The 26,171-nt window shown below is 38.7% G+C and carries 32 protein-coding genes; 11 read left to right on the top strand and 21 right to left on the bottom strand.

All coding sequences use genetic code 11. The features are described 5' to 3' along the window. The first annotated feature begins 3 nt into the window (after positions 1-3). Positions 4-612, top strand: a complete 609-nt coding sequence (locus ABS768_RS16485; RefSeq protein ID WP_408076059.1) for an NUDIX hydrolase — start codon at positions 4-6, stop codon at positions 610-612. Here ABS768_RS16485 and ABS768_RS16490 read toward each other — a convergent pair. The 4 genes from ABS768_RS16490 to ABS768_RS16505 form a co-directional block, all read right to left on the bottom strand. Continuing rightward, a complete protein-coding gene (locus tag ABS768_RS16490; RefSeq protein WP_408076060.1) occupies positions 599-1,303 on the bottom strand; it encodes a hypothetical protein in 705 nt (234 codons plus the stop codon). The genes ABS768_RS16485 and ABS768_RS16490 overlap by 14 nt on opposite strands. Positions 1,304-1,376: 73 nt before the next feature. Further along, positions 1,377-3,104, bottom strand: a complete 1,728-nt coding sequence (locus tag ABS768_RS16495; RefSeq protein ID WP_408076061.1) for a M14 family metallopeptidase — start codon at positions 3,102-3,104, stop codon at positions 1,377-1,379. 5 nt (positions 3,105-3,109) lie between these two features. Further along, complete coding sequence (coaD, locus tag ABS768_RS16500; RefSeq protein WP_408076062.1) at positions 3,110-3,565, bottom strand: pantetheine-phosphate adenylyltransferase; 456 nt, start codon at positions 3,563-3,565, stop codon at positions 3,110-3,112. 4 nt (positions 3,566-3,569) lie between these two features. Further along, positions 3,570-4,547 carry a D-alanine--D-alanine ligase gene (locus ABS768_RS16505; RefSeq protein WP_408076063.1) on the bottom strand — a complete coding sequence of 326 codons (978 nt, stop codon included), beginning with the start codon at positions 4,545-4,547 and terminating at the stop codon, positions 3,570-3,572. 104 nt (positions 4,548-4,651) lie between these two features. On the opposite strand from ABS768_RS16505, the gene ABS768_RS16510 reads away from it, so the two are divergent. Continuing rightward, positions 4,652-5,242, top strand: a complete 591-nt coding sequence (locus tag ABS768_RS16510; protein ID WP_408076064.1) for a PASTA domain-containing protein — start codon at positions 4,652-4,654, stop codon at positions 5,240-5,242. Positions 5,243-5,279: 37 nt separating this feature from the next. Beyond that, positions 5,280-6,320, top strand: coding sequence for an RluA family pseudouridine synthase (locus ABS768_RS16515; RefSeq protein WP_408076065.1), 1,041 nt, complete (start codon positions 5,280-5,282; stop codon positions 6,318-6,320). 198 nt (positions 6,321-6,518) lie between these two features. Here ABS768_RS16515 and ABS768_RS16520 read toward each other — a convergent pair whose 3' ends face one another. The 8 genes from ABS768_RS16520 to ABS768_RS16555 all read right to left on the bottom strand — a co-directional run bounded on the left by ABS768_RS16520 (position 6,519) and on the right by ABS768_RS16555 (position 13,530). Then, positions 6,519-7,049, bottom strand: a complete 531-nt coding sequence (locus ABS768_RS16520; RefSeq protein ID WP_408076066.1) for a YceI family protein — start codon at positions 7,047-7,049, stop codon at positions 6,519-6,521. Positions 7,050-7,100: 51 nt separating this feature from the next. Beyond that, entirely contained in the window at positions 7,101-7,976 is an 876-nt protein-coding gene (locus ABS768_RS16525; RefSeq protein ID WP_408076067.1) for a pirin family protein, read from the bottom strand. Between the two features lie 120 nt (positions 7,977-8,096). Continuing rightward, positions 8,097-8,684 (bottom strand): Crp/Fnr family transcriptional regulator, encoded by a 588-nt coding sequence (locus ABS768_RS16530; RefSeq protein ID WP_408076068.1) that lies wholly within the window; start codon positions 8,682-8,684, stop codon positions 8,097-8,099. 183 nt (positions 8,685-8,867) lie between these two features. Continuing rightward, positions 8,868-9,245 carry a VOC family protein gene (locus ABS768_RS16535; RefSeq protein ID WP_408076069.1) on the bottom strand — a complete coding sequence of 126 codons (378 nt, stop codon included), beginning with the start codon at positions 9,243-9,245 and terminating at the stop codon, positions 8,868-8,870. Positions 9,246-9,247: 2 nt separating this feature from the next. Further along, on the bottom strand, positions 9,248-9,769 hold the full coding sequence (locus tag ABS768_RS16540) for a DUF4199 domain-containing protein (RefSeq protein WP_408076070.1): 522 nt from the start codon (positions 9,767-9,769) through the stop codon (positions 9,248-9,250). A gap of 121 nt (positions 9,770-9,890) precedes the next feature. Beyond that, the gene (locus tag ABS768_RS16545; RefSeq protein WP_408076071.1) at positions 9,891-10,367 is read right to left on the bottom strand and encodes a response regulator transcription factor; all 477 of its coding nucleotides are present in this window, start codon (positions 10,365-10,367) and stop codon (positions 9,891-9,893) included. 17 nt (positions 10,368-10,384) lie between these two features. Continuing rightward, positions 10,385-12,598 (bottom strand): redoxin family protein, encoded by a 2,214-nt coding sequence (locus ABS768_RS16550; protein ID WP_408076072.1) that lies wholly within the window; start codon positions 12,596-12,598, stop codon positions 10,385-10,387. Positions 12,599-12,624: 26 nt separating this feature from the next. Continuing rightward, positions 12,625-13,530 carry an ABC transporter ATP-binding protein gene (locus ABS768_RS16555; protein ID WP_408076073.1) on the bottom strand — a complete coding sequence of 302 codons (906 nt, stop codon included), beginning with the start codon at positions 13,528-13,530 and terminating at the stop codon, positions 12,625-12,627. A gap of 113 nt (positions 13,531-13,643) precedes the next feature. On the opposite strand from ABS768_RS16555, the gene yaaA reads away from it, so the two are divergent. Continuing rightward, positions 13,644-14,402 carry a peroxide stress protein YaaA gene (yaaA, locus tag ABS768_RS16560; RefSeq protein ID WP_408076074.1) on the top strand — a complete coding sequence of 253 codons (759 nt, stop codon included), beginning with the start codon at positions 13,644-13,646 and terminating at the stop codon, positions 14,400-14,402. A gap of 120 nt (positions 14,403-14,522) precedes the next feature. On the opposite strand, the gene ABS768_RS16565 is transcribed toward yaaA, so the two are convergent. The 5 genes from ABS768_RS16565 to ABS768_RS16585 are packed head-to-tail and all read right to left on the bottom strand — an operon-like array spanning position 14,523 to position 19,478. Next, entirely contained in the window at positions 14,523-14,813 is a 291-nt protein-coding gene (locus ABS768_RS16565; RefSeq protein WP_408076075.1) for a DUF3861 domain-containing protein, read from the bottom strand. A gap of 20 nt (positions 14,814-14,833) precedes the next feature. Continuing rightward, on the bottom strand, positions 14,834-16,423 hold the full coding sequence (locus ABS768_RS16570; protein ID WP_408076076.1) for a DHA2 family efflux MFS transporter permease subunit: 1,590 nt from the start codon (positions 16,421-16,423) through the stop codon (positions 14,834-14,836). A 1-nt stretch (position 16,424) separates the two neighbouring features. Beyond that, positions 16,425-17,504, bottom strand: coding sequence for an HlyD family secretion protein (locus ABS768_RS16575; protein ID WP_408076077.1), 1,080 nt, complete (start codon positions 17,502-17,504; stop codon positions 16,425-16,427). A gap of 11 nt (positions 17,505-17,515) precedes the next feature. Continuing rightward, positions 17,516-18,865, bottom strand: a complete 1,350-nt coding sequence (locus ABS768_RS16580; protein WP_408076078.1) for a TolC family protein — start codon at positions 18,863-18,865, stop codon at positions 17,516-17,518. Beyond that, a complete protein-coding gene (locus ABS768_RS16585; RefSeq protein WP_408076079.1) occupies positions 18,855-19,478 on the bottom strand; it encodes a TetR/AcrR family transcriptional regulator in 624 nt (207 codons plus the stop codon). Before ABS768_RS16585 ends, ABS768_RS16580 begins: the two co-directional genes overlap by 11 nt. Before the next feature lie 198 nt (positions 19,479-19,676). On the opposite strand from ABS768_RS16585, the gene ABS768_RS16590 reads away from it, so the two are divergent. From ABS768_RS16590 to ABS768_RS16615, 6 genes are all read left to right on the top strand, one after another. After that, positions 19,677-20,675 carry a M48 family metalloprotease gene (locus ABS768_RS16590; protein ID WP_408076080.1) on the top strand — a complete coding sequence of 333 codons (999 nt, stop codon included), beginning with the start codon at positions 19,677-19,679 and terminating at the stop codon, positions 20,673-20,675. A 96-nt stretch (positions 20,676-20,771) separates the two neighbouring features. Beyond that, positions 20,772-21,329: a putative glycolipid-binding domain-containing protein gene (locus ABS768_RS16595; protein WP_408076081.1), complete on the top strand. Its 558-nt coding sequence runs from the start codon at positions 20,772-20,774 to the stop codon at positions 21,327-21,329. A gap of 56 nt (positions 21,330-21,385) precedes the next feature. Next, positions 21,386-22,075 (top strand): HAD family hydrolase, encoded by a 690-nt coding sequence (locus ABS768_RS16600; protein ID WP_035135767.1) that lies wholly within the window; start codon positions 21,386-21,388, stop codon positions 22,073-22,075. Between the two features lie 10 nt (positions 22,076-22,085). Then, positions 22,086-22,646: a YdeI/OmpD-associated family protein gene (locus ABS768_RS16605; RefSeq protein WP_408076082.1), complete on the top strand. Its 561-nt coding sequence runs from the start codon at positions 22,086-22,088 to the stop codon at positions 22,644-22,646. Positions 22,647-22,735: 89 nt separating this feature from the next. Beyond that, positions 22,736-23,350, top strand: a complete 615-nt coding sequence (locus tag ABS768_RS16610; protein ID WP_408076083.1) for an N-acetylmuramoyl-L-alanine amidase — start codon at positions 22,736-22,738, stop codon at positions 23,348-23,350. 6 nt (positions 23,351-23,356) lie between these two features. Beyond that, positions 23,357-23,788, top strand: a complete 432-nt coding sequence (locus ABS768_RS16615) for a DUF6526 family protein (RefSeq protein WP_408076084.1) — start codon at positions 23,357-23,359, stop codon at positions 23,786-23,788. 108 nt (positions 23,789-23,896) lie between these two features. On the opposite strand, the gene ABS768_RS16620 is transcribed toward ABS768_RS16615, so the two are convergent. Together ABS768_RS16620 and ABS768_RS16625 are read right to left on the bottom strand one after the other, a co-directional pair. Further along, complete coding sequence (locus ABS768_RS16620) at positions 23,897-24,133, bottom strand: hypothetical protein (RefSeq protein WP_330444093.1); 237 nt, start codon at positions 24,131-24,133, stop codon at positions 23,897-23,899. A gap of 36 nt (positions 24,134-24,169) precedes the next feature. After that, the gene (locus ABS768_RS16625) at positions 24,170-24,316 is read right to left on the bottom strand and encodes a hypothetical protein (protein ID WP_330444094.1); all 147 of its coding nucleotides are present in this window, start codon (positions 24,314-24,316) and stop codon (positions 24,170-24,172) included. Positions 24,317-24,620: 304 nt separating this feature from the next. Here ABS768_RS16625 and ABS768_RS16630 point away from each other — a divergent pair, with 304 nt between their 5' ends. Continuing rightward, positions 24,621-25,157, top strand: a complete 537-nt coding sequence (locus ABS768_RS16630; protein ID WP_408076085.1) for a YceI family protein — start codon at positions 24,621-24,623, stop codon at positions 25,155-25,157. A 29-nt stretch (positions 25,158-25,186) separates the two neighbouring features. Here ABS768_RS16630 and ABS768_RS16635 read toward each other — a convergent pair whose 3' ends face one another. Beyond that, positions 25,187-25,582, bottom strand: coding sequence for a hypothetical protein (locus tag ABS768_RS16635; protein WP_408076086.1), 396 nt, complete (start codon positions 25,580-25,582; stop codon positions 25,187-25,189). Between the two features lie 79 nt (positions 25,583-25,661). Next, positions 25,662-26,171 carry a hypothetical protein gene (locus ABS768_RS16640; RefSeq protein WP_408076087.1) on the bottom strand — a complete coding sequence of 170 codons (510 nt, stop codon included), beginning with the start codon at positions 26,169-26,171 and terminating at the stop codon, positions 25,662-25,664.

A 26,171-nucleotide genomic window follows, 5' to 3' on the forward strand; every position in this document is an offset into this window, starting at 1 on the left:
CAAATGTATAAAGTTTTTGTTAACGATAAGCCACTTTTTTTAACTAACCAGGTGGAAAAAGAAACCGACTTCAAATTATTTCTTTTAGAGAGTGTTGATATTGAGCAGCTTATTATAAGTATGTTTAATAACAAGGTTAAAAAAGCCTTTTTATATCACCCTGATGAAAAGGAGACTTTAAAGAAGCTTAAAGAGAAAATTCCGGTGGCGAAAGCCGGAGGCGGACTCGTATACAACAAAAAAGGGGAGGTGCTTTTTATTTTCAGGAACGGAAAATGGGACCTGCCTAAGGGCGGAATTGAAAAAGGTGAGGGCATTGAAGATGCTGCTATACGTGAGGTGGAGGAAGAAACCGGCGTAAAAAACCTTAAGATTACCCAAAAACTGCAAAAAACATATCATGTTTTTAAAAGGAATGGTAGCTATAAGCTAAAGGTTACCCATTGGTATGAAATGAAAACTGATTATAAGGGTAAGTTACAGGGACAGGAAAACGAAGGTATTGAAAAGGTTGCATGGCTTAACCCTGAACAGATTAGGGAAGCGCTAACCAACTCATACGAGAACATAAAACTGTTGTTTGAAAACATAAAGGTACCTACGGAAGGATAGCAGGCCCAAGTAGTTTCATCCATAAAGGGAAACCAATAATGCTCCCTGTAAGCCCGGCTACTATAAAAGTGAATCGTTGCTGCTTTGGTATTAATTTTAATACCACAATTAAAAGCAGTACTATAGCTATTGTAGCAGTAATAAGGTTAAGGGACCATGCTGGTAGCCTAAAGTATTCTGATATGTTGGTTTCGTCTCCCTGAGAAGTCCATTCTCCTCTGATAACCAAAAAGTATAGCCCGATAAAAAAGTTGGCTACCTGCCTTGACCAAAAGAAAGCCATAAAAACAAACGACCATTGTAAGAATGTTAGTTTGTTTCCTGTTTTTTTTCGGTTAAACCATAGCAGGAAAAAACCTAAAGTTCCCGTTATTATTGTTTGAATTGGACCACCAAGTGTTACAAGGACATTTGTTTTACGAGCCTTATGCATTAGAACAGAATATTTTTTCATAACAGCCTTGTCTGTTTTGCTTTTTAAAGCCTCTTTGTTTTTAAAATGAAAATCACGAAATGCTTTATAATCTGTATTTTTATATTGCATTGAAGCGTATCTTATTTTTGCTTCATAACCCAGTTTTTTAGCAACCATGTAGTGTCCGGCTTCATGTGTAACAGCACCTATTACGGTAGCAGCAATAAACCCTAAAACGAGATAAATAAATAAACGGAATTGTAAGGTGAAAGTCATGAAACAGTAGTTTCTATAAAAATAAAGAAAAAAGTTTCTTACAAATAAAAAAACAGGCTCAAGGCCTGTTTTTTTATTTTACTTTCCTGTATATAGGGTATTGTAAATGTGATTTTTCGTAGTAAACAGAGTTTCTGTAAATCCAGTCCAGCTGGGCTTCACCACTTTCAGAAAAGGCTTTGTCTTCTGCTTTCTTTTTTTCGAAAGCTGCTTTTAGTGTAGCATCTTCATTTAGTAATTTAGTAGCAGTGTCTTCAAACACATAGGCAGAAAAATATTCCTTTTGCTGTAATATGGCATCAAAAAAGTTCCAGTTAAAATAGGAGTCCGGTGCTTGTGGTTCTAATGTTTCCAGCAGGTATTTAACGCCCGGTTGCTGTGTGTTTATCACAAAGTCGCCTTTATGGAACAGTACCTTTTCGGTAGTTACAGTAACTTGGGTACTGTTATGCGGGTAGTGTCCCTCATAAGCAGTCTTACTTGTTTTGTAATCGGCTATACGATAGCTTTCCACCTCAATTTCGGTATCATTTTCCAGAGGTTGCATTTTGATACCGTTAAGCTGTAAAAGCTCTATAGCGTTCCACCATGTTTTAGGGATAATGTATGCCTCCGGTATTACCACTTCCGTTACCGGATTGTACTCCTGATAATACGGAATGGTCTTTTTAAACGGTTTGGACCTGTCGTAAAATAATCTTGGCTGTCCTGATATTTCACTTGGCTTATAACCACCCTCATACCCTAAAAACTCCAGTTGGGTAACTTTAGTTTTATCCAACTCCCAAAATAGGGTGTACTTCATACCCGGTTTGTAATTGTTCAGGTTATCCGTACGTAGTTTTTTAATCTTTTTATAGTTATGTTCTATATAATCTATAGATGCTACCATATAATCATAAGTAACCTTAACACGCGGAGCATAATCCTTTAGCATATGCGTTTCGGGCATAGACCCTACAGTGTTGAACATGGAGGCATATCCGGTAGAATACCTTGGGTAATCCATAAACTGTTCAAAACCACCATCGGGCTTTTGGTCGTGTATGTTTACGTAAGGAGTAGCTTCGGTTCCCTGTTTTTTCAAATCGGCCAATATAGTAGCCATCATCTCATCTTTGAAAAACTGACCCAGTTCTCCGCCCAGTTTCTGGTGATGGGTAGCTATGTAGGTAAAGGTATATTGGTAGTCGGCACCATTACTAACGTGGTTATCTATAAACACGTCAGGATTCACCTTTTGGAAAATTTCGGCAAAGCTCCTGCTGTTTCGCGTGTCCGATTTCAGGAAATCCCTGTTAAGGTCATAGTTCCGGGCATTCCCCCTAAAGCCATAACTCTCAGGGCCGTTTTGGTTGGCACGGGTATGGGAATTACGGTTAAGTGCACCGCCTATGTTGTACACGGGTATATTAACAATAACCGTGTTTTTAGGAGTTTTTAGTTTCCCTGTGGCGAGGTCACGATACAGCATCATGGTAGCATCAATACCGTCGGGCTCACCGGGATGGATGCCGTTGTTTAAAAGCAGTACTGCCCTGTTTTTATTAATGGTGTTGAAATCAAAGCTTTTCTCGGGGTCAAAAATTACAATATGTAAAGGCTCGCCGCTATCGGTTAACCCCATAGGTAGCATTTGTATGGTTTCAAAGCTTTCGTCAAGCATTTTAAAATAAGCAATGGTTTCGGCATAGGTTGCCGTTTGATTACCGTTTCCTTTTTCATACGGAGTTAAGTACATATTGTTTTTTTGTGCCATAAGCTGAAAACTTATCAGTAAGAGTAAAAGCGATTTCTTCATAATGATTATTTTGTCCTTACAGATTCGGGTACCAAAATGGTGTAGTCTCCGCCATTACGCAGTACGTCCCGAACTATGCTCGAACTGATGTATGATGTTTTTGCCGCCGTAAGCAGGAATACCGTTTCTATTTTAGAAAGCTCCCTGTTAGTATGGGCAATAGCCTTTTCAAACTCAAAGTCGGCAGGGTTTCTAAGTCCCCTTAGTATAAACTGAGCGCCTACTTTATGGCAAAGGTCTATAGTAAGGCCTTCGTAGGTTACAACCTCTACCTTTGGCTGATCTTTAAAAGCCTCTTCAATAAAGCGTTTTCTCTCTTTCAGTGGGAACATGTATTTTTTTTCGGCATTAACCCCTATGGCTACAATAACCTTATCAAAAAGCTTAACGCCTCTTTTAATAATGTCGTAGTGACCTAGGGTAATAGGGTCAAACGACCCCGGAAATACTGCTGTTTTCATATTTTTATTTTTTTGCCAAAGCCTGTTCTATGGCATTATCAAATAGCTGTGGTAAAGTTATGCCTGCCTCGCGTGCCTGTTGTGGCAGTATGCTTTCGGCTGTAAGGCCCGGTACGGTATTCATTTCAAGCAGGTGCGGTTCGTTATTTACGATAATGAATTCGCTACGTGAAAAGCCTTCCATTTTTAATATCTCATACACACGTTTTGCCACGCCGCTTACCTTTTGTGCCATTTCTTCCGAAATGCGGGCAGGAGTTATTTCCTGCGACTTACCAAGGTATTTTGCCTCATAATCAAAAAAGTCATTTTCCGATACTATTTCGGTAATAGGCAGTACCGTAACCACGCCACCGTAGTTAATTACCCCTACAGAAACCTCGGTACCGTCCAGAAAACTTTCAATAATAATCTCGTTATCTTCCTTATATGCGGTCTCTATGGCCGGTAAAAGTTCCTCTTTGGTTTTTACTTTAGATATACCGAAGCTTGAACCCGATCGGTTTGGTTTTACAAAACACGGAAGCCCCACTTTATCAATAATGGCCTGCTCATTTATCTCATCGCCCAGATTAAGGTAATGCGATACGGCAGTTTTAATTCCGTATGGTTTTAAAACCGAGAGCATATCTCTTTTGTTAAAGGTTAATGCCGCCTGATAAGGTTCGCATGAGGTTTGCGGAATGTTTAACAGCTGCAGGTAAGCCTGCATAAGTCCGTCTTCTCCCGGTGTGCCGTGAATAGCATTGAATACCACATCAAACACAATTTTCTTTCCGTTATGTTCAACAGAGAAATCATGTTTGTTAACCAGGTACTCGTTATCATCTTCATCAGCCATTACCCATTTGTCCTTCAGGATGTGCAGGCGGTAGGCATTGTATTTTGTTTTGTCCAGATTTTGGTACACAATATTCCCGCTTTTAAGGGAAATTTGATATTCACTGGAATATCCGCCCATGATAATGGCAACATTTTTCATTCTAACTGCGTTAAATATTAGGTTTTGCTAACACAAAAATATCATTATTTGTGTAAACTTATAAAGTTTAGTATTATTTATATCTTTGCCAAAAATCATAGTAGATGAGCCTTAAAAACTTTTTGACCAGTAAAGCATTTTTAAAGCAGATAATTATAGCCGTTGTAATTACTGTTTTGCTTGTAATTGCCGTTATGAAATGGCTTAATTATTATACCAATCACGATCAGAAAATCCCTGTGCCGGACCTGACCAAACAAACGGTTGATAAGGCAGAAAAAGAGCTTGAGGCGCTTACACTTAACTATGTGATTTTAGATACTGTAGACTACAGGCCTGATTTCCCTCCGTACTCTATTGTACAGCAGGATCCGTTACCTAAGGTAAACGTAAAGGAAAACAGGAAAATATACATTAAGCTTAATGCCGGAGGATATAACGATATTGACCTGCCTGAGCTGGTACAGAAAACAAAACGTTCGGCGGAGTCTATCCTGAAAAGTGTTGGTCTTGAAGTAGGGGAGATAACCTACAAACCATATCTTGCCGAAGATGTAGTACTTGAGGTAAGACAAAAAGGTAAAAGGCTAAGTGCCGGAGATAAGGTCAAAAAGGCATCTAAGGTAGACCTTGTACTGGGTGACGGTAAAACCGGTTACCACATTTCAGATGAAGACAGGGCTAATATGCCATGAACTTCACAAGATAAATAATATACACCAAAAATAAATAATGAGTCAGGTTATAACAGAGCAGGAACCGGAAGATGAGCTATATGAGCACTATCGCTTTGAGGCAGGAAAGGGACAGGCACCGCTTAGAGTAGATAAGTTTTTAATGAACCTTGTGGAAAATGCCACAAGGAACAAAATACAGCAGGCAGCTTCTGCAGGGAATATTTATGTGAACGATGTTCCCGTAAAATCCAATTACAAGGTTAAGGCTAATGATGTGGTTCGCGTATTGCTCGAGCATCCGCCTTACGAATACCTTTTAGAGCCGGAAAACATTCCGCTTAACATAGTGTATGAAGACGACCAATTGCTTATAGTAAATAAGGAGCCCGGTATGGTTGTGCACCCGGGGCACGGTAACTACAGTGGTACGCTGGTAAATGCACTGGCTTACCATTTTGAAAACCTGCCTATGAACAGTAGCGAAAGGCCGGGACTGGTACACCGAATTGACAAGGATACATCGGGGCTTTTGGTTATTGCCAAAACCGAACAGGCGATGTCACACCTAACCAAGCAATTTGCCGATAAGACTTCTGAAAGGGAGTATATCGCACTGGTTTGGGGGAATGTAGCCGAAGATGAGGGAACCATTGAAGGAAATATAGACAGACATTTAAAGGACCGTATGCAAATGGCGGTATATCCTGACGGAGAGCAGGGAAAACACGCTGTAACACATTATAAAGTGCTGGAGCGCCTTGGGTATGTAACCCTTGTATCATGCCGACTGGAAACGGGGCGTACCCACCAGATACGTGTACACATGAAATACATAGGGCACACTTTGTTTAACGATGCCCGTTATGGCGGAGACAAAATACTTAAAGGTACTACGTTTACTAAGTACAAACAGTTTATTGATAACTGTTTTAAAATATTACCAAGACAGGCGCTACACGCCAAGACACTTGGTTTTGAACATCCTACCACAAAAGAGTTTATGCGTTTTAACAGCGAACTACCTGCAGATATGGTAGAATGCCTGGATAAATGGAGAACCTACTCTAAATCGCATACTGCTGACGAAGAGGAATAGTATGGGGTTTGTTAATTTGGTTATTTGTTGATTTACTAACGGATTGTCATTCTGAACGAAGCGATAGCGAAGTGAAGAATCTAAAAATATAAACTCCCAACTATAACGGTTGGGAGTTTTTTATTACAGTAATAAAAAAACCTTCGGTCCCTTTAAAGGGACCGAAGGTTTAAGGAAACATATATAAAAGTAAACTAATTACTGTTTGATAAACTGAAGTTCGATAGCCAGTTTTACTTCTTCACCTACAAGAACACCACCTGCTTCAAGAGTTGAGTTCCAGTTAAGACCCCAGTCTTTACGGTTTATTTTACCTGTAATGGAGAAACCTGTTTTTGTATTTCCCCAAGGGTCTTTAGCTAGTCCGCCAAACTCTACGTCAAGTTTTACCGGTTTGGTAACACCGTGTAAAGTAAGGTCTCCTTTAAGTGTGTATTCTCCTTCATCTTCTTTTGTGAATGAAGTAGCCGAGAAGGTTAACTGCGGGTATTGTGCAGCATCAAAAAAGTCAGCGCTTAAAAGGTGCGCATCTCTGTCGGCACTACCTGTAGTGATTGAGTCAACCTCTCCTGTAAACTCTATTTTAGCATTTTCAAAGTCGTCACCGTTAGTTTCAATGTAAGCATCAAATTTTTGGAAACTACCTGAAACGTTAGTAAACATCATGTGTTTTACTTTAAATCCTATTTCTGAATGTGAAGGGTCTATTACCCATTTTGTTGTAGACATAATTTTTAATATTTAATTGTTATTGATTTTGTATTATTAAGTTACGTAAAATTAAATTGTCATAGGGACTTCCATTAATAATATTTCGGCATCATCGCTCAAAGCCTCAATGGCAATGCTATTGGTGTTCCAAATGCCCAGTCCGTCCCTGTGGTTTAGTGACATATTGTTAAGTTTAAAGTCACCGTTTAGCACAAAAGCATAAACACCGTTGCCTTTTTTCTTAAAGTCATATTTCACAGTTTTGTTTTTGTCAAACTTCCCTAAGTGAAACCACGCATCCTGATGAATCCATACTCCGGCATCATCGGGGTTTGGGGAAAGTATCTGTTGTAGTTTGTTGTGTCTTTCTTCCGCTTTAAGCGTTATCTGGTCGTACCTTGGTGCTACATTCCTTTTGTTAGGATATACCCAAATTTGAAGGAACTTGGTAAGCCTGTCTTTATTTTTGTTGTATTCGCTGTGGTAAATTCCGGTACCGGCACTCATAACCTGTATATCTCCGTTTTTAATAACGGCAGTGTTACCCATACTATCCTTGTGTTCCAAATCGCCTTCAAGCGGAATGGATATAATCTCCATATTATCGTGAGGATGGGTACCAAAACCCATTCCCGGGTCTACACGGTCATCGTTTAAAACCCTTAGTACGCCAAAGTGCATTCTGTCGGGATTATGATAATTGGCAAAACTGAATGTATGGTGGGAGTCCAGCCAACCGTGATTGGCATGCCCGCGGGTATTGGCTTTATGCAGTACGGTACTTTCGTTAATCTTAGCATCCTCGTTAGGCAAATGGTTGTAGCCTATAGGATCTAACGGTTTTATTTCGTCTATATCGTTATTAAGCGTATCTCCAACAGCAGATGAAGCAACGAACATCCCGGTGCCCATCAGTCCTTTTTTTATAAAATCTTTACGGTTCATAGTAGTGGTTGTTTTAATATCACAGTACAAAGTTGCGTAATACTAAAACCCAAAACATTGAACTAGGACAAGAAATACATTTTAACCGAAAGTTATTGGTCTAAAGTTTTAAAGCACTAATTAGTTTTTGGCAATCTTGGCTCTTACCTTGCTAAGGAACTCGGCAGATATGCCCAGATAAGAAGCAATGTAGTGCTGTGCCACACGCTGGGGTAGTGAAGGATAGTGGTCTAAAAACTCAAGGTATTTGTCCATTGCTGTTTTTGCTATGGTATTAAAGAGCCTGTCCTGAGTAACGGCAAGGTTGCGGTACAGTAATATCCTGAAAGCCCTTTCAAAGCGCGGAGCCTGTTTAAAAAGCTCTTCTTTTGTCTCGGGAGAGAAAATAAGCAGCTCACAATCTTCCAGTGTTTCTATAAAGGTATGGCTGGGCCTGTCTTCATAGATACTGAAGGATATATCACTAACCCACGAATTTTCTATGGCAAACTGAAGTATAACCTCGTGTCCGTTAGAGTCAATATAATATTTACGGATGCAGCCCTTAATTACAAAAGCCTCAAAGTTGCACATTTCACCCTCATGCAGCATGATGGTTTTTTTAGGTACTTCCCTGTATTCCAGTAGGGAGTTTAAAATATCCAGCTCTTCCTGGCTAAAGGTTACATAGCGGCTAATGCTCTCGTTAATTTGGGAATACCTATCCATAAATGTGTAGTGTTTACAACAAATATAGATGATTTAGAGGTACAAAAAAAAGAGCTGTCTTAAAAGCGAAATGTAATGTTTTCCATTTTGACCTTGCGGAGAAATCTTTAATCATTATTAGAGATTTTTCGACTTCACTGCGTTTCGCTCAAAATGGCAACACTCCTAAGACAGCACTTTTTTTTAAGCGTCGTCACGCCATTCGTTTTCGGGAGTTGGTTCCCATAGTTCAATTTTATTACCATCGGGATCATATACCCATGCAAATTTCCCCATAGACATTTCTTCACGGTGTTCGTCAATCTTTATACCGTCTGCCTTTAGTGTTTCGAGAAACTCATCCAGTCCATCAACCCTAAAGTTTACCATAAACTGTTGTGGCTCGCTAAAGTATTTGGTATCGGCTTTAAAAGGGGCAAATACTGTAGTACCTGCTTCGGTTTTCCAAACTTCGCCACTGCCTACGGTTTTAATGCCAAAATACTTTTCATACCATTTGCCTAAAGCAACATGGTCTTTTGAACGGAAAAACAATCCGCCTATTCCAGTAACTTTTCCCATAATTATAAAGCTGGTTGTGGTTTCTTTTTAAGTATTGCGGCGGCTAGTAGCGAAAACAGTAATCCTATTGGTAAAATTTCCATGTAAGTATACAGTATTACCATTATAGGATTTTTGTAATTCTCGACTAATATTGCATTTTCAGCTATTTGAGCATTTATTTGTTCTGCTGTTTTTCCTGCCTCTCTCATCTGTTCAACAATCTTATCTCCATACTGTTGGGCAAAATCAGGGAAAAAGTTATATAAGGCTATAAGCCATACAATAACATAAATGGAAGATGTAATTAACGACATAAGTACGCCCATTTTGAATGCACTACCAAATGAAATCACACCTCCAGTCTGTTTGTCCCTGTAGCTTTTAATAGCAACAAAAATTAGGGAGAAAGCAATGAACATTGAGGCAAAGCCAATAATCATGGCATTGGTCATGTTCTCGTGCCCGGTTAGTATAGTAATAATATACCCGATGGTACTTATTACCCCTCCAATTAAACCGTAAGTAAGAATAGTTTTTGTCATACCTGTATTGTTTTTAGTGTTTGTTTATGGTGCAAAAATGGATAATATCACATAAAAAAGCCTCATCCTTTCGGGTGATTTTACTGTCTTTTATAAAATTACGACTTTTGGGTGATATGTGTTAAGGTATGATGCTCAGTGTTTTAGCTTTGTCTACGGCTTGGGTACGCCTTTTTACCTCCATTTTTTCAAAAAGTTTACCCGAATGTGTCTTTATTGTGTTTAGGGAAACAAAAAGCTCGTTAGCAATTTCCTGATTGCTCATTCCTTTTGCCATAAGTTCCAGTACTTCCAGTTCGCGGGAGGTAAGGTTGAGGTTGTCCAGTTCTTTTTGATTACGTTCAAATTGAGGGGAGGGAGTAACATATACTTCTACCTCTTTTTCTATTATAATTGTTTTTGCTTTGGGTTTAAATAGCTTTAGTGCAAGCCATACTCCGAGTGCGGTAAATATAATAGCGATGATGCCAATATAAATATCGAGGGAAGTGCTTAGTACCAAAAAACGAAATTCCAGCCAGCGCAGCAATAAAAGCAGCAACGCAAGGCTGGAACCGTATAGTATAGCACCTTTATGTTTTTTAATTGCCTTGATCATCAGGGCAAAGATAAAAACTATTTTTCTTCTTCAAGGCCTAAGGCATCCCTCAGCATTTTTTCAAAGTTGGCATCTGAAGGGAAAGGAAGCTGTGAGTTAACAAAATTCCCGTCTGGATCAATTAGTATAAAACGAGGTATGCTTTGGGTGTTGTATTCCTTACTGAATTTAGAAATATCATTAATATGTAGCTGTAATACTGATTTAGACCTGTTATTAACCTCTACATACCAGTCTTCTATTCTTCGATCCATACTTACAGCAACAAACTGCACAGGTTCATTTTTGTATTTAATGGCCATTTTCTCAAAGCTAGGGCGCTCCCTTTCACAAGGGCCGCACCAGGTAGCCCAAACATCCATAACTACATATTTACCTTTTAGGTCGTTTAAGGTATATACCTTTTGGTCTTTATCAATAGCTTCAAATTGTGGAGCTGCTTTTCCTGCTTCAAGGCTGGCATAAAGTTTATTGGTGGCATTTAGGTTAGCAACATAATTGTTTTGAGTAAACAAACCACTGTATTTTGCCAGTGTGCTGTTTCTTTCTTCATTGTTAGACGCTTCTTTTACACTTTTGTCTAGTTGCCAGTACAACATTTTATCCCTAAAACTGCCTTTTTCCATTTTTTCTATGGCTTGTAACGTTTTAGTATTTTCATCAACCTCCTCCTTATTTTCGGCAATTATTTGTGTTTTTAAATAAGTAAAATAATCTTCATTACTTAATAACCCTTCATCGTTAAGAGGTACAGTAGCAATCATCTCTTTGATTTCTTCTGTAGGTTCTGTTTTTTCTTCAGGGTATAATGCCTTACGTTTTTTTACAAAATCGTTCCAGTAGTTAAGGTAAGTAATGGTTAACAGCTTTTTATTTTGAAGTTTATAGTCTTCACGCGGAACATAGTTATCAACCGTTTTAAAATTATCCGATTTATTGATGCTTTCTTTCCATTCTGAAATCAGGTGGTCAATAAACTTAGCAGGCTTGTCAAGATTACGGTTTTGGTCTAAGTCATAAGCGACAGAACTCCAAGGTAGGTTTTCCCTTTTATTTTTAATATACTGGTTTTCTGCAATTCGGGTGCCATAGTAATCAATTTCTCCTTTTTCTTTATTAATTCTTAGCTTTACAAAAATACTGTCCTTGTTGCTTAAAATTACATTAGCTATACTTTGACCTATTTTAAGATGATAGATATCAAGGGGGAAATCATTGTTTATTACCTGATGAAATTTACCTTCACTAATATTTATTTCGGCAAGCGTATCGCCCATAAAGTTATCTGCCAGGTATATTTTATCTATAGGTGTAGTACTTTCTATCGTACCGCTAATTACCGTTTTTGAGTAGGGGGACATAGTATTTGAGGTTGTCATATACCAGGTTGCACCGCCAAAAACAATTAGTACTCCTGCTAAAGCTCCTATTCTTGCTGCAGGATTTACAAAAGCTTTTTTTGCACTTTTATATTTATACCACATAAAGCCTATGTACAGTACAATAAAACTGCTTAGTACACTTATAACTTCCGAATAGGTAATCCAATAACCCAAGTCGCTTCCTTTAGGATAAGTTCCTGCTTTTTTTAGGGTTTCCAGCGGGAACCAATCAGGGAATACCTGAAAGTTAACGGCTATCATATATCCTAACAGAAGGAAAAGCCCAATTAGCATAGACCATATAAAGCTAGGTAGTAATACTGATACAGCATATTGTACCGAAGCAAATAGTAAGGCGGCAAGCAACATTCTTACCATAAGCCAAAAGGAAAGCCCAAAATCAAAACTTACACTCACATTATCAGGTATATCAATAAATAAACTAATAAGTACCGAGCCAAGATAGGATGCAGTAATAAAAGCGAGTATAGAAACAAAAGTCACTAAAATTAGCTGAGTGTATTTTGCAAAGTATATGGATGTTTTCTTTAAGGGTTGTGTTTCCATTAGCTGCCAGCCACCGTTTTTATGGTCAAGCTGAGTTAGCCTGCTGGCAGAAATAAGTATTAGCAATGGTAAAAAGAAATCAGTAAAAGATCCTGTTATAATTTCCAGTGTTTTTACATATATGTTATAAGGTAATCCCGGTTTTAGGGTTTCATTCTGAATAATATAGGCTATCGCATATATTAACGGAATAAATGCCCCAAGTATGATGGCGGTAAGGTATATTCCCGTTTTTTTTCTTTTAAGGTGTTCTGCTTTTAGGGCAGTTATAAAATTTTGCATTATTATATGTGTTGGTAAGGTTATAGTTAGTTTACAAGTGCCATGAACCATTCTTCAAGGCCGTCAAGGATTTTAATCTCATAAATCTCGGCACCTTTATTTACAAGTTGTTTTGTAAATGCCGGAATCTCCTCGCGGTTTTGAAGCTCAAGGGAAAACTGAGTATTATTATCCATTTGTACGGTAGGGTTTTCCTTTGTCAGTTCATCATACCAGCGTTGGGCATCTTTTACAGTGATGCGTATTTTACACAATCCTGATTTTTTGGAAAGCTCTTCCATAGTACCTTCAAACTGAATTTTCCCTTTACTGATAATCCCTACATGAGTACACATTTTCTCAATTTCAGCAAGCAGGTGGCTTGATACGAAAATAGTAACCCCTTTTTCCTTATTAAGCCTTACCAGCAGTTTTCGTATATCCTGAATACCGTTAGGATCCAGTCCGTTTACAGGTTCGTCCAGTAATAAAAGTTCCGGTTCGTCCAGTAATGCCATTGCAATGGCCAAACGTTGTTTCATACCTAGGGAGTAAGCCTTAGCTTTTCTTTTAGCATCCCTTTGCAGATCCACCAGTTCCAATACTTCGTTAATCCTGCTTTCAGGAACATTGCGTAGTTTTGCTATGTACTTAAGGTTATCATACCCGCTAAGATGCAGGTATAATGCCGGACTTTCCACAAGCGATCCAACACGGTCAAAAGCTTTGGGTAGCTGCTCATTTAAAGGCTGATTAAAAAGGTAAATGGACTTGTCCTGCTGTGGCAGTATGCCCGTTAGCAGGCGCATGGTAGTTGATTTCCCGGCTCCGTTAGGCCCTAAAAAGCCATATATGGAACCTTTTGGGATGTTTAGAGAAACATTGTCGAGAGCTTTTCTGTTTTTGGAATAATGAAAAGTAAGGTGCTCTGTCCTTATAATGTAATCTGTCATTTTTTTAGTTGGTTAATGGTTTGGCGGAGCATAAAACTACTCCTTTATGTTATACGTATATGTTTTGCCGATAATGTTACAATTACTAACTTTGAAAGATAACAAATTAGTATATGAAAATAGTTATATCTCCCGCAAAATCGCTGGATTTTGATACAAAACTTCCTACAAGAAAACATTCTGATTCTTCCTTTTTATCACAAAGTGAACTGATACATAATGTGTTAAAAGAAAAGTCGCCCGATGAACTTAGTAAGCTAATGAGTATAAGCAAAAAGCTTGCCGATTTGAACTGGCAACGCAATCAGGACTGGCATACGCCTTTTACCACAAAAAATGCAAGACCTGCCGTGTATGCCTTTAACGGAGATGTATACACAGGGCTTGATGCCTATACTATTCCTGTGTCCAAACTAAATAAGCTTCAGGATAGTTTAAGGATATTATCAGGCCTTTACGGACTTTTAAAACCGCTCGACCTGATACAGCCTTACCGACTGGAAATGGGTACTCAAATGCCTGTAGAGGGCAGTAAGAACCTGTATGAGTTTTGGAAAAAGACTATTACACAGGCTCTAAACGATGAACTTAAAGACGACGAATTGTTTATTAACCTGGCAAGTAAAGAATACTTTGATGCCGTAGATACAAAAGCACTTAAAGTCCCTATAATTACTCCGGAGTTTAAGGACTATAAAGACGGTAAATTAAAAATGATAAGCTTTTTTGCCAAAAAGGCTAGGGGGATGATGGTACGCTACATAATAGATAATAACGTTAGATCCCTAAACGGACTTAAAGGTTTTGATTACGAAGGCTATAAGTTTGATGCCAGCCTCTCTAAAGGGAATAAGCTGGTGTTTACAAGGTAACGGTGAAATAAAAACATAAAAAAACTCCGAAGACAGGTCTTCGGAGTTTTTTGTTTGAACACACCAGGCAAAGGTGTAATAACCAAAACAATTTATAAATAATCAAACAATTAACCTTTCTTATGTTGATTTGAGTTTCATCATAAAGGCTTTAAAAGCCGGAGATAGCTCGCTAAACAAAGGGTTTTCCCTGTTTCTTAGCATTACTTCCCCAAACATTTTAAGTCCTATGGCAAACTCGGCTGTTTCACTATCGCTGCTAAAAAGGTTTTTTTCCTGTAGTATTTTTATAATGTTGAAAATGTTATCGTGATTATCAAATTCAACACTAACGGCTTCCTGCAGTTCGTCACCTTTTGGGTTGTGCGTGTGCTCCAGCGTTACTTTATAATGATTATATTTTGAATTCATTTTTTAGCTGTTTTAAAATTTTAGTGCATGGCTTCGCTCATGTCTACCTTGCCTTTACCACGTCTTACAAGCAGTATAAACGGTATACAAAGCAGGAACAGAATACCTAGGTACATAAATACATCCATGTACGACAGTATAGTGGCCTGTCTTGTAACATTAAGGTCCAGTAACTGGTGTGCTTTTGCCAACGCTTCACTGGCAGAAAAACCATTACCCATAAACTTAAGCTGATACTGATGTACACGTTGCTGTACCTCAAAACTGGCTCCGTTTAAGTGGGCTATCAGGTCTACCCTGTGCTGCTGACTGAAACGTGAGATAAAAGTGGTAATAATTGCAATACCAAACGAACCTCCTAACTGACGCATCATACCTGTAAAGGCCGCACCTTCACCAATACTTTTACCCTGTAGGGTAGAAAGCGATAGGGTAGTAATAGGTACGAAAAGTAATCCCAGTCCCATACCTCTTAATATAAGTGGCCAAAACATGTGTTCTGATCCTGTATCGTTTGTAATGATGTTGTGCATCCAAAACGTAAAAAAGAAGAAGATAAGGAATCCTAACGCTACCATGTAAGTTTGTGGAACTCCTTTTTGTATAAGCCTACCAATAATAGGCATCATAAAGGCTGTTGTCAATGAACTTGGTATAAGTAATAAACCGGTTTCGAGTGCCGTCCATCCTAAAACAGACTGGGTATATATAGGTACTATAAATGTAGAGCCATATAAACCGAAACCGAGTATAAAACACATTATCGTACCAATACGCAGGTTACTGTCCTTTAAAACGCTGAGGTTTACAATAGGGAACTTGTATGTCATTTCCCTCCATATAAAGGCAAGTAAACCAAATACGGTTACAACGCTTAGTGTTACTATAGTACCATCGGCAAACCAGTCGTCCTGCTGTCCGTGTTCCAGTACATATTGCAGCGATCCAATAAAGGAGGCAAGGAAAATAATACCCCACCAGTCCACCTGGTTGGCTTTCATCTTTTCGCCATACTTAGGGCTCTTTACATATATCAGGGTAAGCAGGGTTGCAATAATACCCAGTGGTACGTTAATGTAAAATATATAAGGCCATGAGTAGTTATCTACAATGTAACCTCCCAGTGGCGGACCCAATGTAGGCCCCACAATTACTCCCATACCATATATGGCCTGTGCCATACCTCTTTTTTCAGAAGGGTAACTCTCGGTAATAATGGTTTGTGCCGTTACAAGCAGTGCACCACCACCCATACCCTGTATGAACCTGAATAATACAAGTTCCCAGATATTGGTAGCATTACCACATAAAAATGATGCTATGGTGAATACGACAATAGATACGGCAAAATAATTTCGACGGCCAAACTGTTGTGACAGCCAGCTCGTCATTGGTATAATAATTACGTTAGCGATGGCATAAGCGGTAATTACCCAGGCAATATCAGTAAGCGTTGCCCCAAGGCTACCGCGCATTTCATTTAGCGCTACGTTGACAATGGTAGTATCTACAATTTCAAGCAGGGCACACAGTACCGCGGTAATGGTAATAATTACCCGCCTAAAGCCATATTCTACCAGGCTGTCATCCTGTGTTACTGTTGCTGCCATATTATTTTAAGTGTACATCTACTTCAACGTTCATTCCGGGACGAAGCAGGTCTACTTTTTCTTTCTCGTTATTTTCAGTTAAATTGATTTTTACAGGTAGTCTCTGTACTGTTTTTACAAAGTTACCCGTAGCATTATCAGGAGGTAAAAGAGAGAATTTTGCTCCTGTTGCAGGTGAGAATGATGTAATAACACCTTCAAACTCAATATCAGGGTAAGCATCTACCTTAATGCCTACTTTCTGTCCGGCTCTCATTTTGTTAAGCTGAGTTTCTTTAAAGTTGGCAACTACCCATGTTTCGCTGTGATCTGTAATATAAAATAATGCCTGCCCCGGAGCTACAAGTTGCCCCGGTTGTAAATCAACAGCAGATACCTGTCCGTCTACAGAAGCCGTAACCACTGTATACCCCAGGTTAAGTTCGGCGGCATTAAGTGCAGCCTTAGCACGCTCAATGTTGGCAGCAGCAACTTCAGTTTGCTTGTTGGATACATTTGATTTTGAAATAATCGCATTTTTCTGGTAGTTGCTTGCTGCCTGTTGTTGCTCAAGTACTTTCAGTTGGGCTTCAGCCTCCTGCTTAGCAGCCTGAGCCTGCTCAAATTGCTGTTTAGTTATAGAGTGGTTTTTATATAAGTTCTCATAACGTTCAAAGTCGTTATTAGCTCTCCATAATCTTACTTTAGCAGCCTCAATGTTACCTTTTGTAGATTGTAAATTAGCATCAGATACCGATACGTTTGCTGTAGCACTTCCCACATCTGCCTTTGCAACGGCAAGGTTACCTTCGGCAGCCAAAAGAGCGGCTTTAGCTTCTTCCACCTTAACGATGTAATCTTTATCATCTATAACAAAAAGGGTATCACCTTTTTTTACATAATCGTTATCTTTTACATATACCTTAGTGATGTAACCTGTTACTCGGGGTATAATAGGGCTCATGTTTCTTTCTACCTGTGCATCATCGGTAGTTTCGTGAGCAAGGGAGTGTAAATATTTATAAGTACCATATGTAGCACCCACGGCAACAAGTACTATAAGTATGATAAGAAACTTCTTGTTTGTTTTCTTTTTTTCCATGAGGAGGTATATTAATTATTTTGTTGAGTAATGTTGAATGAATTGATTAATTTTCCTGAAACGTTAAGCAGTTCATAGTAACGTTGTGTTATATCTGCTCTGGAGAATGTTTCGTTAAGTTTTGCCTGTAGCTGTTGTACATCGGCCTCTAAAAGGTCGTTAGTATCACTAAGGCCGTTATCATATTTATCTTTTACAATACGGTAATTTTCGTCGGCTTGGGTCACAGCTTCGGTGTATACTCTGTTTTGCTTAATGGCAAGGTTGTAGTTTTCAAGAGATTCCTGCACCTGTACCTTAATCCTGTCGGTAAGCAACTCAACCTGTTGCTTAGTAGCTTCGGCACGGCTTGAAGCCGATTTTACATGTTTGTTGTTTTTAAACAGGTTAGACAGGTCGTATGATACACCCACACCAAAGTTAATGGCATTGGTAACCTGAAAAACATTTTTAATATCAACGGCTGCATATCCTCCTAAAAGTGTAACAGTAGGGTAGTAGTCTGCCTGAGCGACTTTTACGTTAGCCTCGCTTGCCTTTTGTTCCCATCTAAGTGCCTCAAGGTCATTTCGTTGGCTAATGGCCTCTTCGGCAGTAACTGCGGTAACCATCTCTTCAGAATTCTCAAAGTAAGCCGGGTTAGGCTCAACAAGAGTTCCTTCTGGTAACTTTAGCATAGTAATAAGCTGGTAGTTAATAGTTGAAACCGTTTTTTTAGCATCTTCTAACGACAGTTGAATGTTTGATGCCTGCAACTGCGCTTTAAGAAGGTCGTTACGGGCAATAATACCGTTTTGTTCCATAGCTGTAAAGTCGGTAACGCGCTGGTTAGCACTTTTAAGGTTTTCCTCTATAAGTTTAACCGACTCCTGTGCCTTATAAAGGTTAGAATAAAGTACTATGGTTTGCATGGCAATTTGCTCTTTGGTATGGGCAGCATTAAAAGTCTCTGCATTATAAGCATCTTTAGATGCTTCTACACTATTTTTAAGCTTAAAGCCCGAAAATAAAGGCATGCCTACGGTAGCCATACCCAGCATAAGTTGGTCTACTTTTGGAGAACCCGATGCTGTTTCACCATCATTACTGTCGCCGGTAGGTAGTTTTAGTGTAACGTTAGGGTTTGTTAGCCTTTGGTATTGACCCGAAAGTTTTACCTCAGGATAAATGTTGTTCTTTACGCTTTCCATTTCATATTTTGAAGTGGAAACTTTTGTATCGGCAAGATTTGCCTCAGTACTTTGGGTAACTGCCAGGCCTATGGCATCATCAAGGCTTAACTGTTTTTTCTCCTGTGCCTGCAATGTTGCAAACCCCGATATAAACAGTGCAGCTCCCAATAGTAAATTCTTAGTTTTCATGAACTAAAAGGGCTTTAATTGTTTGTTTAATGTGACTCGTTAACTCTTTTTTGATATAATTTTCGTAGGCTTCATCTGTTTTTATTCCCAGTTCTGCCTCAAAAAATGGTCTGTTCATTTGGAAATGCACAAGGGTACCCATAATGGTAGGAGGAATTAGCTCTATGTTTATGTTTGTTTTAAACAGTCCGGTTTCCTGTCCTTCCCTTATTATCTTCCTAAAGGCTGCCATATTTTGCTGCTTCACTTCGGCATACGACTTCATGTCCATCAGTCTTTTCTTTGTAGAAAGTTCAAAGTGCAGAATCTGGTACATGCATTTGTTTTTGTTAATACGCGAAATGTAAAGGTCTATAAGGCGTTCTACCTTTTGAAGCGGAGTAAGGTCTTCTTTAAAAATGTTGTCCAACTGCATTTTCATGTCAGATGTGCGGTGAAGAATAAGTGCTTCAAGCATTTTTTCTTTAGACCCAAAATAATAGGAAATCATAGCAATATTGACTTTTGCAACCTTTGCTATGCTTCTTATTGATGTCCCGTCAAACCCCTCGCTGGCAAACAGGCTCTCTGCTGCCATGAGTATATCTAATTGTTTTTCGTTGTATTCTGTCATTGTTTTGCAATTTCAAAATTCCGGCACAAAGTTAAACGATTGTTTAAATTAAACGTTTGTTTAATTATTGAATTAACATATCATTAACAGAAAACGTTTTAGTACCCGTGGTGTTAAAATTCATACTAACACTCAAAAATATTCCGTTACTATTATGTAGCTGATAACCAAATGTTAAATTTATTTTCTCTCTGGCCTATGAAGATTTTAAAAGCCTTACTACTTATCGTAGCCCTATGTAATGCCGCCGGAGTACATGCACAAAAGGTATTTACATCGGCAAAATATACTCAAATGTGCAGTTATTATGGCGAAAAGGTTACGGGCGATATACATGCCTATAAACCTGATGCAAAAGCCGAAATGGTAATAAAAAACATCATGTCGGTAATTGGGTTAAAAGCCAATTTTGAACTGCGCGCTGCCAATGTACCAAATGCAGCTGCAGTAGTGCTAAAGGGTAAGCGATACATTCTATACAATCCTAAATTCATGTCGAGCATCAATACGGTAAGCGGTAGCGACTGGGCGGCCGTAAGCATACTGGCACATGAAATAGGACACCACCTTAACGGACATACACTTGATAAGGTAGGCAGCAGGCCACAAACCGAACTGGATGCCGATGAGTTTTCGGGCTTTGTACTTAACAAACTGGGAGCAAGCCTTACCGATGCCCAGGCAGTTATGGAAACCATAGCCAGCATAAAGGGTTCGCATACGCATCCGCCAAAAAGAGACAGGTTGGTTGCCATAGCAACAGGCTGGACAAGGGCAAACGGAAACTCTCAGGCTAATACGGCAGCAGTTGCACAGGTGAAAACAACCAGCCCAAAGCCAAAACCGGAAACTAAACCTATAGTAAAAGCACCTACTAAGCCTAAGCAGGTAGAAATAAAAACGCAGCCAACAAGAGCCGATAAAATTCAGCAAAGTGCTAAATACAATAATAATATAGCCAGCGATGCCTACTTTAGTTCAGATCCCAAAGGAGAGTACTACCTAACCAAAAAAGGAAACCTTGTACAGGTGGATAAGGATAAGGTGTATATGGTAGCAAAACTGGTACGTTCTAACAAAGCGGGCTATAAAATGATGCTTACCGATAATGCCGATACCAACCTGTATATAGGTCATGGTGGGGTGTTGATGAACGATTCGGGGAATAAAGTTGGAATTCTAAGGGCAAGGAGGTAATTCTGTGTCTTTTCTCATTGATTATCTGGCTGAAAAATAGTAAATTAGATGCGGTTTTGATACACATGTCAAAACCGCTTTTTAATTTTTACGGTTATGCAGTTGAGTATTTTATGGAAGGGGGTGATGTATGACACAGATGAATACTGTGCCGTAAATTATCATGATGCGAGTATCATGGTACATTCTGAAATTGAAGGCTGGGCGAAAAACAAGCCCGTATATGTTGAATACTGGTTACAGCTTAACAGGGACTGGCAGGTTCAGTCGTTTGAAATAAGTGCCAGTATAGCCGATAATACCTATAAACATGCACTTTCTCTGGATAAAAACGGACACTGGAAGTGTAAAAAGAATTTGCCTCATTTTAATTTTGAGGGCTGTAATTATGTGGATATTTCTATTTCGCCGTTTACCAATACACTTCCGGTAAACGGACTGCAACTTGCCGAGGGCGAAACTACCGAACTGAGTGTTATTTATATTGATGTGCTGCAAAATGAAGTGCGCCGTGAGCGGCAAAAGTATACCCGTTTAGGCAGCAGGCTGTATAGATTTGATAATCTAAAAGACTTTGAGGCGGAGATTATTTTTGATGATAACGGACTGGTAGTGGAGTACCCCGGTATGTTTGAACTTATAAGGGTGAGATAAGTGTGGTGTGATGAGGTTAAAATCTGTAAATTTGTAGAAAACCCTTATCATACGCCATGAAATCCATTAAAGTAATCGCTTTTGACGCCGACGACACCCTGTTTATTAATGAACCCTATTTTGAGGAAACCGAAAAGAAATTTTGCGGTTTGATGGAAAACTACCTATCCCATCAAAGCCTTTCGGCAGCCGTTTTTAAACATCAGGTAGATAATCTTCCGCTTTACGGTTATGGTATAAAAAGTTATATACTGAGCATGATACAAACAGCCATTGAAGTATCAGACGGGACGGTTAGCGTAAAGCACATTCAAAAAATTATAGACCTTGGGAAAGAACTCCTGCAAAAACCTATTGTGTTACTGGATGGGGTAGAAGAGACTCTTAAAGCTTTACAGGGCAAGTACAGGCTGGTTGTGGCTACAAAAGGTGACCTTAAAGATCAACAGCGCAAATTACACGATTCCGGACTGGGGCATTATTTTCACCACATAGAAGTAATGGCCGATAAAAAAGAACTCAATTATAACAAACTGCTTTCAAGGCTTGATATAGAACCACATGAGTTTTTCATGATTGGGAACTCATTAAAGTCAGACGTGCTGCCGGTACTTAATATTGGCGGATATGCCTGTCATGTTCCGTTTAAAACTACCTGGGCACACGAAATGATAGACCACGAAATTGAGCACGATAATTTCTATGAGATTAAAAAGCTTAACGAAATCATACCTATACTTTCTTAATACCGGGCTTATGGAATTACACTTTTTTGAAACTCCGGCCCACTTTAGGGAATGGCTTGAAAAACACCATGAGGTAAAAACCGAACTACTTGTGGGCTATTATAAAAAGGGTACAGGAAAGCCAAGTATCACCTGGCCTGAATCGGTAGATGAGGCTTTATGTTTTGGCTGGATAGACGGGATAAGACGTACAGTAAGTGAAGAAGCTTATTCCATAAGGTTTACGCCACGCCGTCCCAACAGTGTGTGGAGTGCTGTAAACGTTAAGAAGATGGAAGAACAGCTACAGTTAGGAAGGGTTTTTCCTATGGGGATTGCTGCCTATGAAAAGCTTAATGAAGACCGATCTAAAATATATTGCCATGAAAGGAAAGCTCCTGCCGAGTTTAGTGTTGAACATACAAGTATTTTTGAACAGAACGAAAAAGCATGGGCGTTTTTTAACAATCAGCCACCTTACTATAAAAATTTAATGAAACACTGGGTTATATCTGCCAAACAGGAAAAAACCAAAATTTCAAGGCTTGAAAAACTAATGGAAGCCAGTGAAAATGGTATAAGGCTCCGTTAAAAGTATTGTATTTCCTACAGATGTACACAATTTTTTCGTTATTTTTGATGTTGTACTGTATATATAGTAACCATAAAAACCAACTACTTATGAAAAAACACCTTATTAGAAACCTTGCTGCAATGGCAGTAATTGTTTGTTTTGCTTTTGCATTACCGGAAACTGAAACCCAAAAAATCAATGTTGTTATAGATGCTGGTCACGGTGGTAAAGATTTTGGAGCTAAGCATGATGACTTTTTAGAGAAAGATATTGTAGCATCTATCGCCCAAAAAGTAAAGGAGCTTAACGATGATAAAGAAGTGGTAATTCACTTTACCAGAAATAATGATGAGTTTCAGCAACTGACAGACAGGGTTGAAACTATCAATAATATTAAGCCTGATTTGGTTTTATCCCTGCACATTAATATGACCGATAAATCGGATAAATCAGGAATGGAATTTTTTGTTGGTCAGGATGTTGCCCAAAATCAGAAATCAAAGGAATATGCTGCAAAACTATCAGAAGTAATGAGCGACCGATTTGAAGTGACTCCTGTAAAAGAAGCAAGATTTTATATACTTAAAAATACAGAAGCTCCGGGTATATTGTTTGAAATGGGATTCCTTTCAAATGAAAACGACAGGCAATATCTTACATCACAGGATGGACAGAAGGAAATCGCTTCGCGTATTGTAAACTTCCTTAAAGGAATAGAATAAAATAAAATGGAACAGAATTATAAAAACCATGTAAGGTATTATGTCCCACATCATTTTGTATTTTACCCTGTAATGTTATTAGTGATGGGATTTTGTGTGGGGCATTCATTTGATAATGAAAACTGGCTTATATGGGTATTCCTGTTTCTGGCTTTCTTTTCGGTTACCCTATTGTCGTTTATGCTAAGGCAGCACTATGCCTTAACTTTACAGGACAGGATTGTACTACAGGAACTGCGTTACCGCTATTTTGCTACTACAGGGCAGCGCCTTGAACCTTATGAAGATAAGCTAAGCAAAGGGCAGTTGTTTGCCCTGCGTTTTGCCCCCGATGAGGAAATGCCGGCACTGCTGGAAAAAGCAATAGCCGATAACCTCGATTCTAAAGCAATTAAAAAATCAATAAAAAACTGGAAAGCCGATAATCAACGCGTATAATAAAAGAAGCCTGCTAAACAGCAGGCTTCTTTAGAAATAGATAGTTTAGAACCACACAAAAAACTCTCTTATCCTATATCCTATGTTGCAGCCCTTAAGGGCTTTGTATTATTGTTTATTATCAGGGTTGGGCTTTTGCTGTTCCTTCCAGGTCTGTTCGGCTTCGTTATACGTTCTGGAACGTACATCCCTTCCCTGACTTATGTTATGGGCAATAAAAGCCCCACTGTTCATTTGGTCCTTATAATAACTCCTGTCAGCATTACGCCCACCGGCTCTTATAGGTTCGCTTGGCCTGTTTCCCATTTGCCCTGTATATATGTTGTTGCTTTTTTCGGTACTCATAACACTTACATTTAAATATTAATACTGGTTTTAATTTTAATTGTCAGGTTGATTTTCCTTTTTCGAAGCACCCTTTTCGGCATTTTTAAAATTCTTTTTCAACTCAGGAGTTTTCTTCTCGCTCAAATCCTTGCCGCTTGATACTTTAGGTGCCGGAGTTTGATTTTTATCTTTATTACTCATAATATTATTCCTTTAGGTTGATGTATACAAAGTTCAGTCATAACTTATTGATATTGAAGTTAATTAACACTCATTTTTATGCAAAATGTTATAAAAACCTTTAACAAAGTCCTTAACCCCGCTACTGGTAGCCAGTTAGCATTTTGAGAGTTAGCATATATAAAGGAAAGTTTAACAAACAATTCACGCAATGAGTTGTAAAACAGTATACAATAGTGAGTAAATTAGTAGTGTATTATAAGGTATTACTTATAAAAACATCATTTATCACTATTAACCAGTTTTTTTTAAAGCACATATAATTATGAAAACAGCAAAATGGATTCTCGATTTGGCTCACTCCGATATACAGTTTAAAATAAGGCATTTGCTTATTGCTAATGTTACAGGGCATTTCAGGTTATTTTCGGGCACTATGCATGCCGGAAAAGATGATTTTACTGATGCAGACTTTAAGCTGACTATAGACGTATACAGTGTAGACACCAATAATGAACAAAGGGATGAGCATTTGAAGTCGGCCGATTTTTTTAATGCCGATTACTATCCTGAAATGCAGTTCGTCTCAAAATCATTTAACCATATAGATGGCGATAAGTATGATTTAAAAGGGGATCTTACCGTTAAAGATGTTACTAAGGAGATTACGTTTAAGGTATTGTTTGGCGGAGAAGCCAGAGACGGATTTGGTAATATGAGAGCCGGATTTGATATTAGCGGCGAGATTGACCGAAATGATTTTAACATCCATGCCAATGATACTACAGAGGCAGGCGGACTGGTACTGGGAGAGGAAATTCACCTACATGCCAATATACAGTTTATTAAAGAGGAAGAGTAAACAAAAAAGGCAGGTATAACCTGCCTTTTTTAATGTTCTGTATTTCCGCGATCTCTTTTGTTTTCGGGATGTGATGCCGGATAACGGTTTTTTTCAATATCTGAATTGAAATCCCTGTTCTCGGCGGTTTCCTTATCTTCAGTTTCGTTTTTGGTACCACGGTTTTTGTCTACCACTTCACCTTTATCATTCACGGTTTTATCGCTTTGACTAACCGGTACTGCTTTTCCCTCGTTTACATCGCGGGCGCGTTTTTGAAGTTCCTTATTGCCTTCTTCATCTTTTTCGGTTTCAGGATTTAAAAAGCGGCTGCCGGGATTGTAATTATTGGGTAGGTTTTCTCCGCTAAAGCCTTCGTTTTTCTGATGGTTGTCTATCTTTTTTGAACCTAAATCCTTAGGGTTATTTTTTGTTTCCTGTGACATAGCTTTTTGTTTTTTTAGGTTGTTATTATAATATTACTACTAATGAATCATAAAACAAAAAGGTTTAACAAAGCCTTAGCTACTGGTACTTTATAATAAAATTATAGTGTGAGTTCACTATGTCGTTTACTGTTTTTTGCAGGGATTCGTCCAGCATGTTATAACCGTCCTTCAGCTTGCCCGATGAGGTAAAATAATCAGGAAGTTTGTATTCAACCAGTACGTCTCCGTCGGTATAAATATCACCTACTTTAAAGTCAAGAGTGTAGCTGTTAACATGAAAAGTAATGGTCATGGTATAGCGTATTTTGTAAAAGAAAGCCTCGCCACGGTTACGGTAATAAAAGGCGTTTTTCTTATAGGCACTAATGGTTATAGTATTTGCAGTTACATTAGTAACATCCACCGGGCTTTTAAGTCGGTTATATTCATAAGCCCATGTATCGGTCGCTTTTATGAATAACTCAACAGGTATGGAGGGGATACTTACCTCTACAGGATCAAAACCATTTGAGTGTAGTTCCATTAAAGGAGGTTGTGCCTTTATAGTTGTACATATAAATAGTATAAGTAAGGTAATTTTATGCAT

It is taken from the genome of Flavobacterium rhizophilum (genome assembly GCF_046000485.1).
GTDB lineage: Bacteria > Bacteroidota > Bacteroidia > Flavobacteriales > Flavobacteriaceae > Flavobacterium > Flavobacterium rhizophilum.

Coding starts and splice junctions, on each gene's coding strand:
- ABS768_RS16620 (WP_330444093.1), bottom strand. CDS start 24,133: ATGAGTACCGAAAAAAGCAACAACATATATACAGGGCAAATGGGAAAC.
- ABS768_RS16630 (WP_408076085.1), top strand. CDS start 24,621: ATGAAAACAGCAAAATGGATTCTCGATTTGGCTCACTCCGATATACAG.
- ABS768_RS16640 (WP_408076087.1), bottom strand. CDS start 26,171: ATGCATAAAATTACCTTACTTATACTATTTATATGTACAACTATAAAG.
- ABS768_RS16570 (WP_408076076.1), bottom strand. CDS start 16,423: ATGGCAGCAACAGTAACACAGGATGACAGCCTGGTAGAATATGGCTTT.
- ABS768_RS16585 (WP_408076079.1), bottom strand. CDS start 19,478: ATGACAGAATACAACGAAAAACAATTAGATATACTCATGGCAGCAGAG.
- ABS768_RS16635 (WP_408076086.1), bottom strand. CDS start 25,582: ATGTCACAGGAAACAAAAAATAACCCTAAGGATTTAGGTTCAAAAAAG.
- ABS768_RS16520 (WP_408076066.1), bottom strand. CDS start 7,049: ATGTCTACAACAAAATGGGTAATAGACCCTTCACATTCAGAAATAGGA.
- ABS768_RS16595 (WP_408076081.1), top strand. CDS start 20,772: ATGCAGTTGAGTATTTTATGGAAGGGGGTGATGTATGACACAGATGAA.
- ABS768_RS16515 (WP_408076065.1), top strand. CDS start 5,280: ATGAGTCAGGTTATAACAGAGCAGGAACCGGAAGATGAGCTATATGAG.
- ABS768_RS16605 (WP_408076082.1), top strand. CDS start 22,086: ATGGAATTACACTTTTTTGAAACTCCGGCCCACTTTAGGGAATGGCTT.
- ABS768_RS16530 (WP_408076068.1), bottom strand. CDS start 8,684: ATGGATAGGTATTCCCAAATTAACGAGAGCATTAGCCGCTATGTAACC.
- ABS768_RS16575 (WP_408076077.1), bottom strand. CDS start 17,504: ATGGAAAAAAAGAAAACAAACAAGAAGTTTCTTATCATACTTATAGTA.
- ABS768_RS16580 (WP_408076078.1), bottom strand. CDS start 18,865: ATGAAAACTAAGAATTTACTATTGGGAGCTGCACTGTTTATATCGGGG.
- ABS768_RS16490 (WP_408076060.1), bottom strand. CDS start 1,303: ATGACTTTCACCTTACAATTCCGTTTATTTATTTATCTCGTTTTAGGG.
- ABS768_RS16565 (WP_408076075.1), bottom strand. CDS start 14,813: ATGAATTCAAAATATAATCATTATAAAGTAACGCTGGAGCACACGCAC.
- ABS768_RS16615 (WP_408076084.1), top strand. CDS start 23,357: ATGGAACAGAATTATAAAAACCATGTAAGGTATTATGTCCCACATCAT.
- ABS768_RS16600 (WP_035135767.1), top strand. CDS start 21,386: ATGAAATCCATTAAAGTAATCGCTTTTGACGCCGACGACACCCTGTTT.
- ABS768_RS16550 (WP_408076072.1), bottom strand. CDS start 12,598: ATGCAAAATTTTATAACTGCCCTAAAAGCAGAACACCTTAAAAGAAAA.
- ABS768_RS16540 (WP_408076070.1), bottom strand. CDS start 9,769: ATGACAAAAACTATTCTTACTTACGGTTTAATTGGAGGGGTAATAAGT.
- ABS768_RS16610 (WP_408076083.1), top strand. CDS start 22,736: ATGAAAAAACACCTTATTAGAAACCTTGCTGCAATGGCAGTAATTGTT.
- ABS768_RS16505 (WP_408076063.1), bottom strand. CDS start 4,547: ATGAAAAATGTTGCCATTATCATGGGCGGATATTCCAGTGAATATCAA.
- ABS768_RS16495 (WP_408076061.1), bottom strand. CDS start 3,104: ATGAAGAAATCGCTTTTACTCTTACTGATAAGTTTTCAGCTTATGGCA.
- ABS768_RS16545 (WP_408076071.1), bottom strand. CDS start 10,367: ATGATCAAGGCAATTAAAAAACATAAAGGTGCTATACTATACGGTTCC.
- coaD (WP_408076062.1), bottom strand. CDS start 3,565: ATGAAAACAGCAGTATTTCCGGGGTCGTTTGACCCTATTACCCTAGGT.
- ABS768_RS16510 (WP_408076064.1), top strand. CDS start 4,652: ATGAGCCTTAAAAACTTTTTGACCAGTAAAGCATTTTTAAAGCAGATA.
- ABS768_RS16485 (WP_408076059.1), top strand. CDS start 4: ATGTATAAAGTTTTTGTTAACGATAAGCCACTTTTTTTAACTAACCAG.
- ABS768_RS16535 (WP_408076069.1), bottom strand. CDS start 9,245: ATGGGAAAAGTTACTGGAATAGGCGGATTGTTTTTCCGTTCAAAAGAC.
- yaaA (WP_408076074.1), top strand. CDS start 13,644: ATGAAAATAGTTATATCTCCCGCAAAATCGCTGGATTTTGATACAAAA.
- ABS768_RS16590 (WP_408076080.1), top strand. CDS start 19,677: ATGAAGATTTTAAAAGCCTTACTACTTATCGTAGCCCTATGTAATGCC.
- ABS768_RS16525 (WP_408076067.1), bottom strand. CDS start 7,976: ATGAACCGTAAAGATTTTATAAAAAAAGGACTGATGGGCACCGGGATG.
- ABS768_RS16625 (WP_330444094.1), bottom strand. CDS start 24,316: ATGAGTAATAAAGATAAAAATCAAACTCCGGCACCTAAAGTATCAAGC.
- ABS768_RS16555 (WP_408076073.1), bottom strand. CDS start 13,530: ATGACAGATTACATTATAAGGACAGAGCACCTTACTTTTCATTATTCC.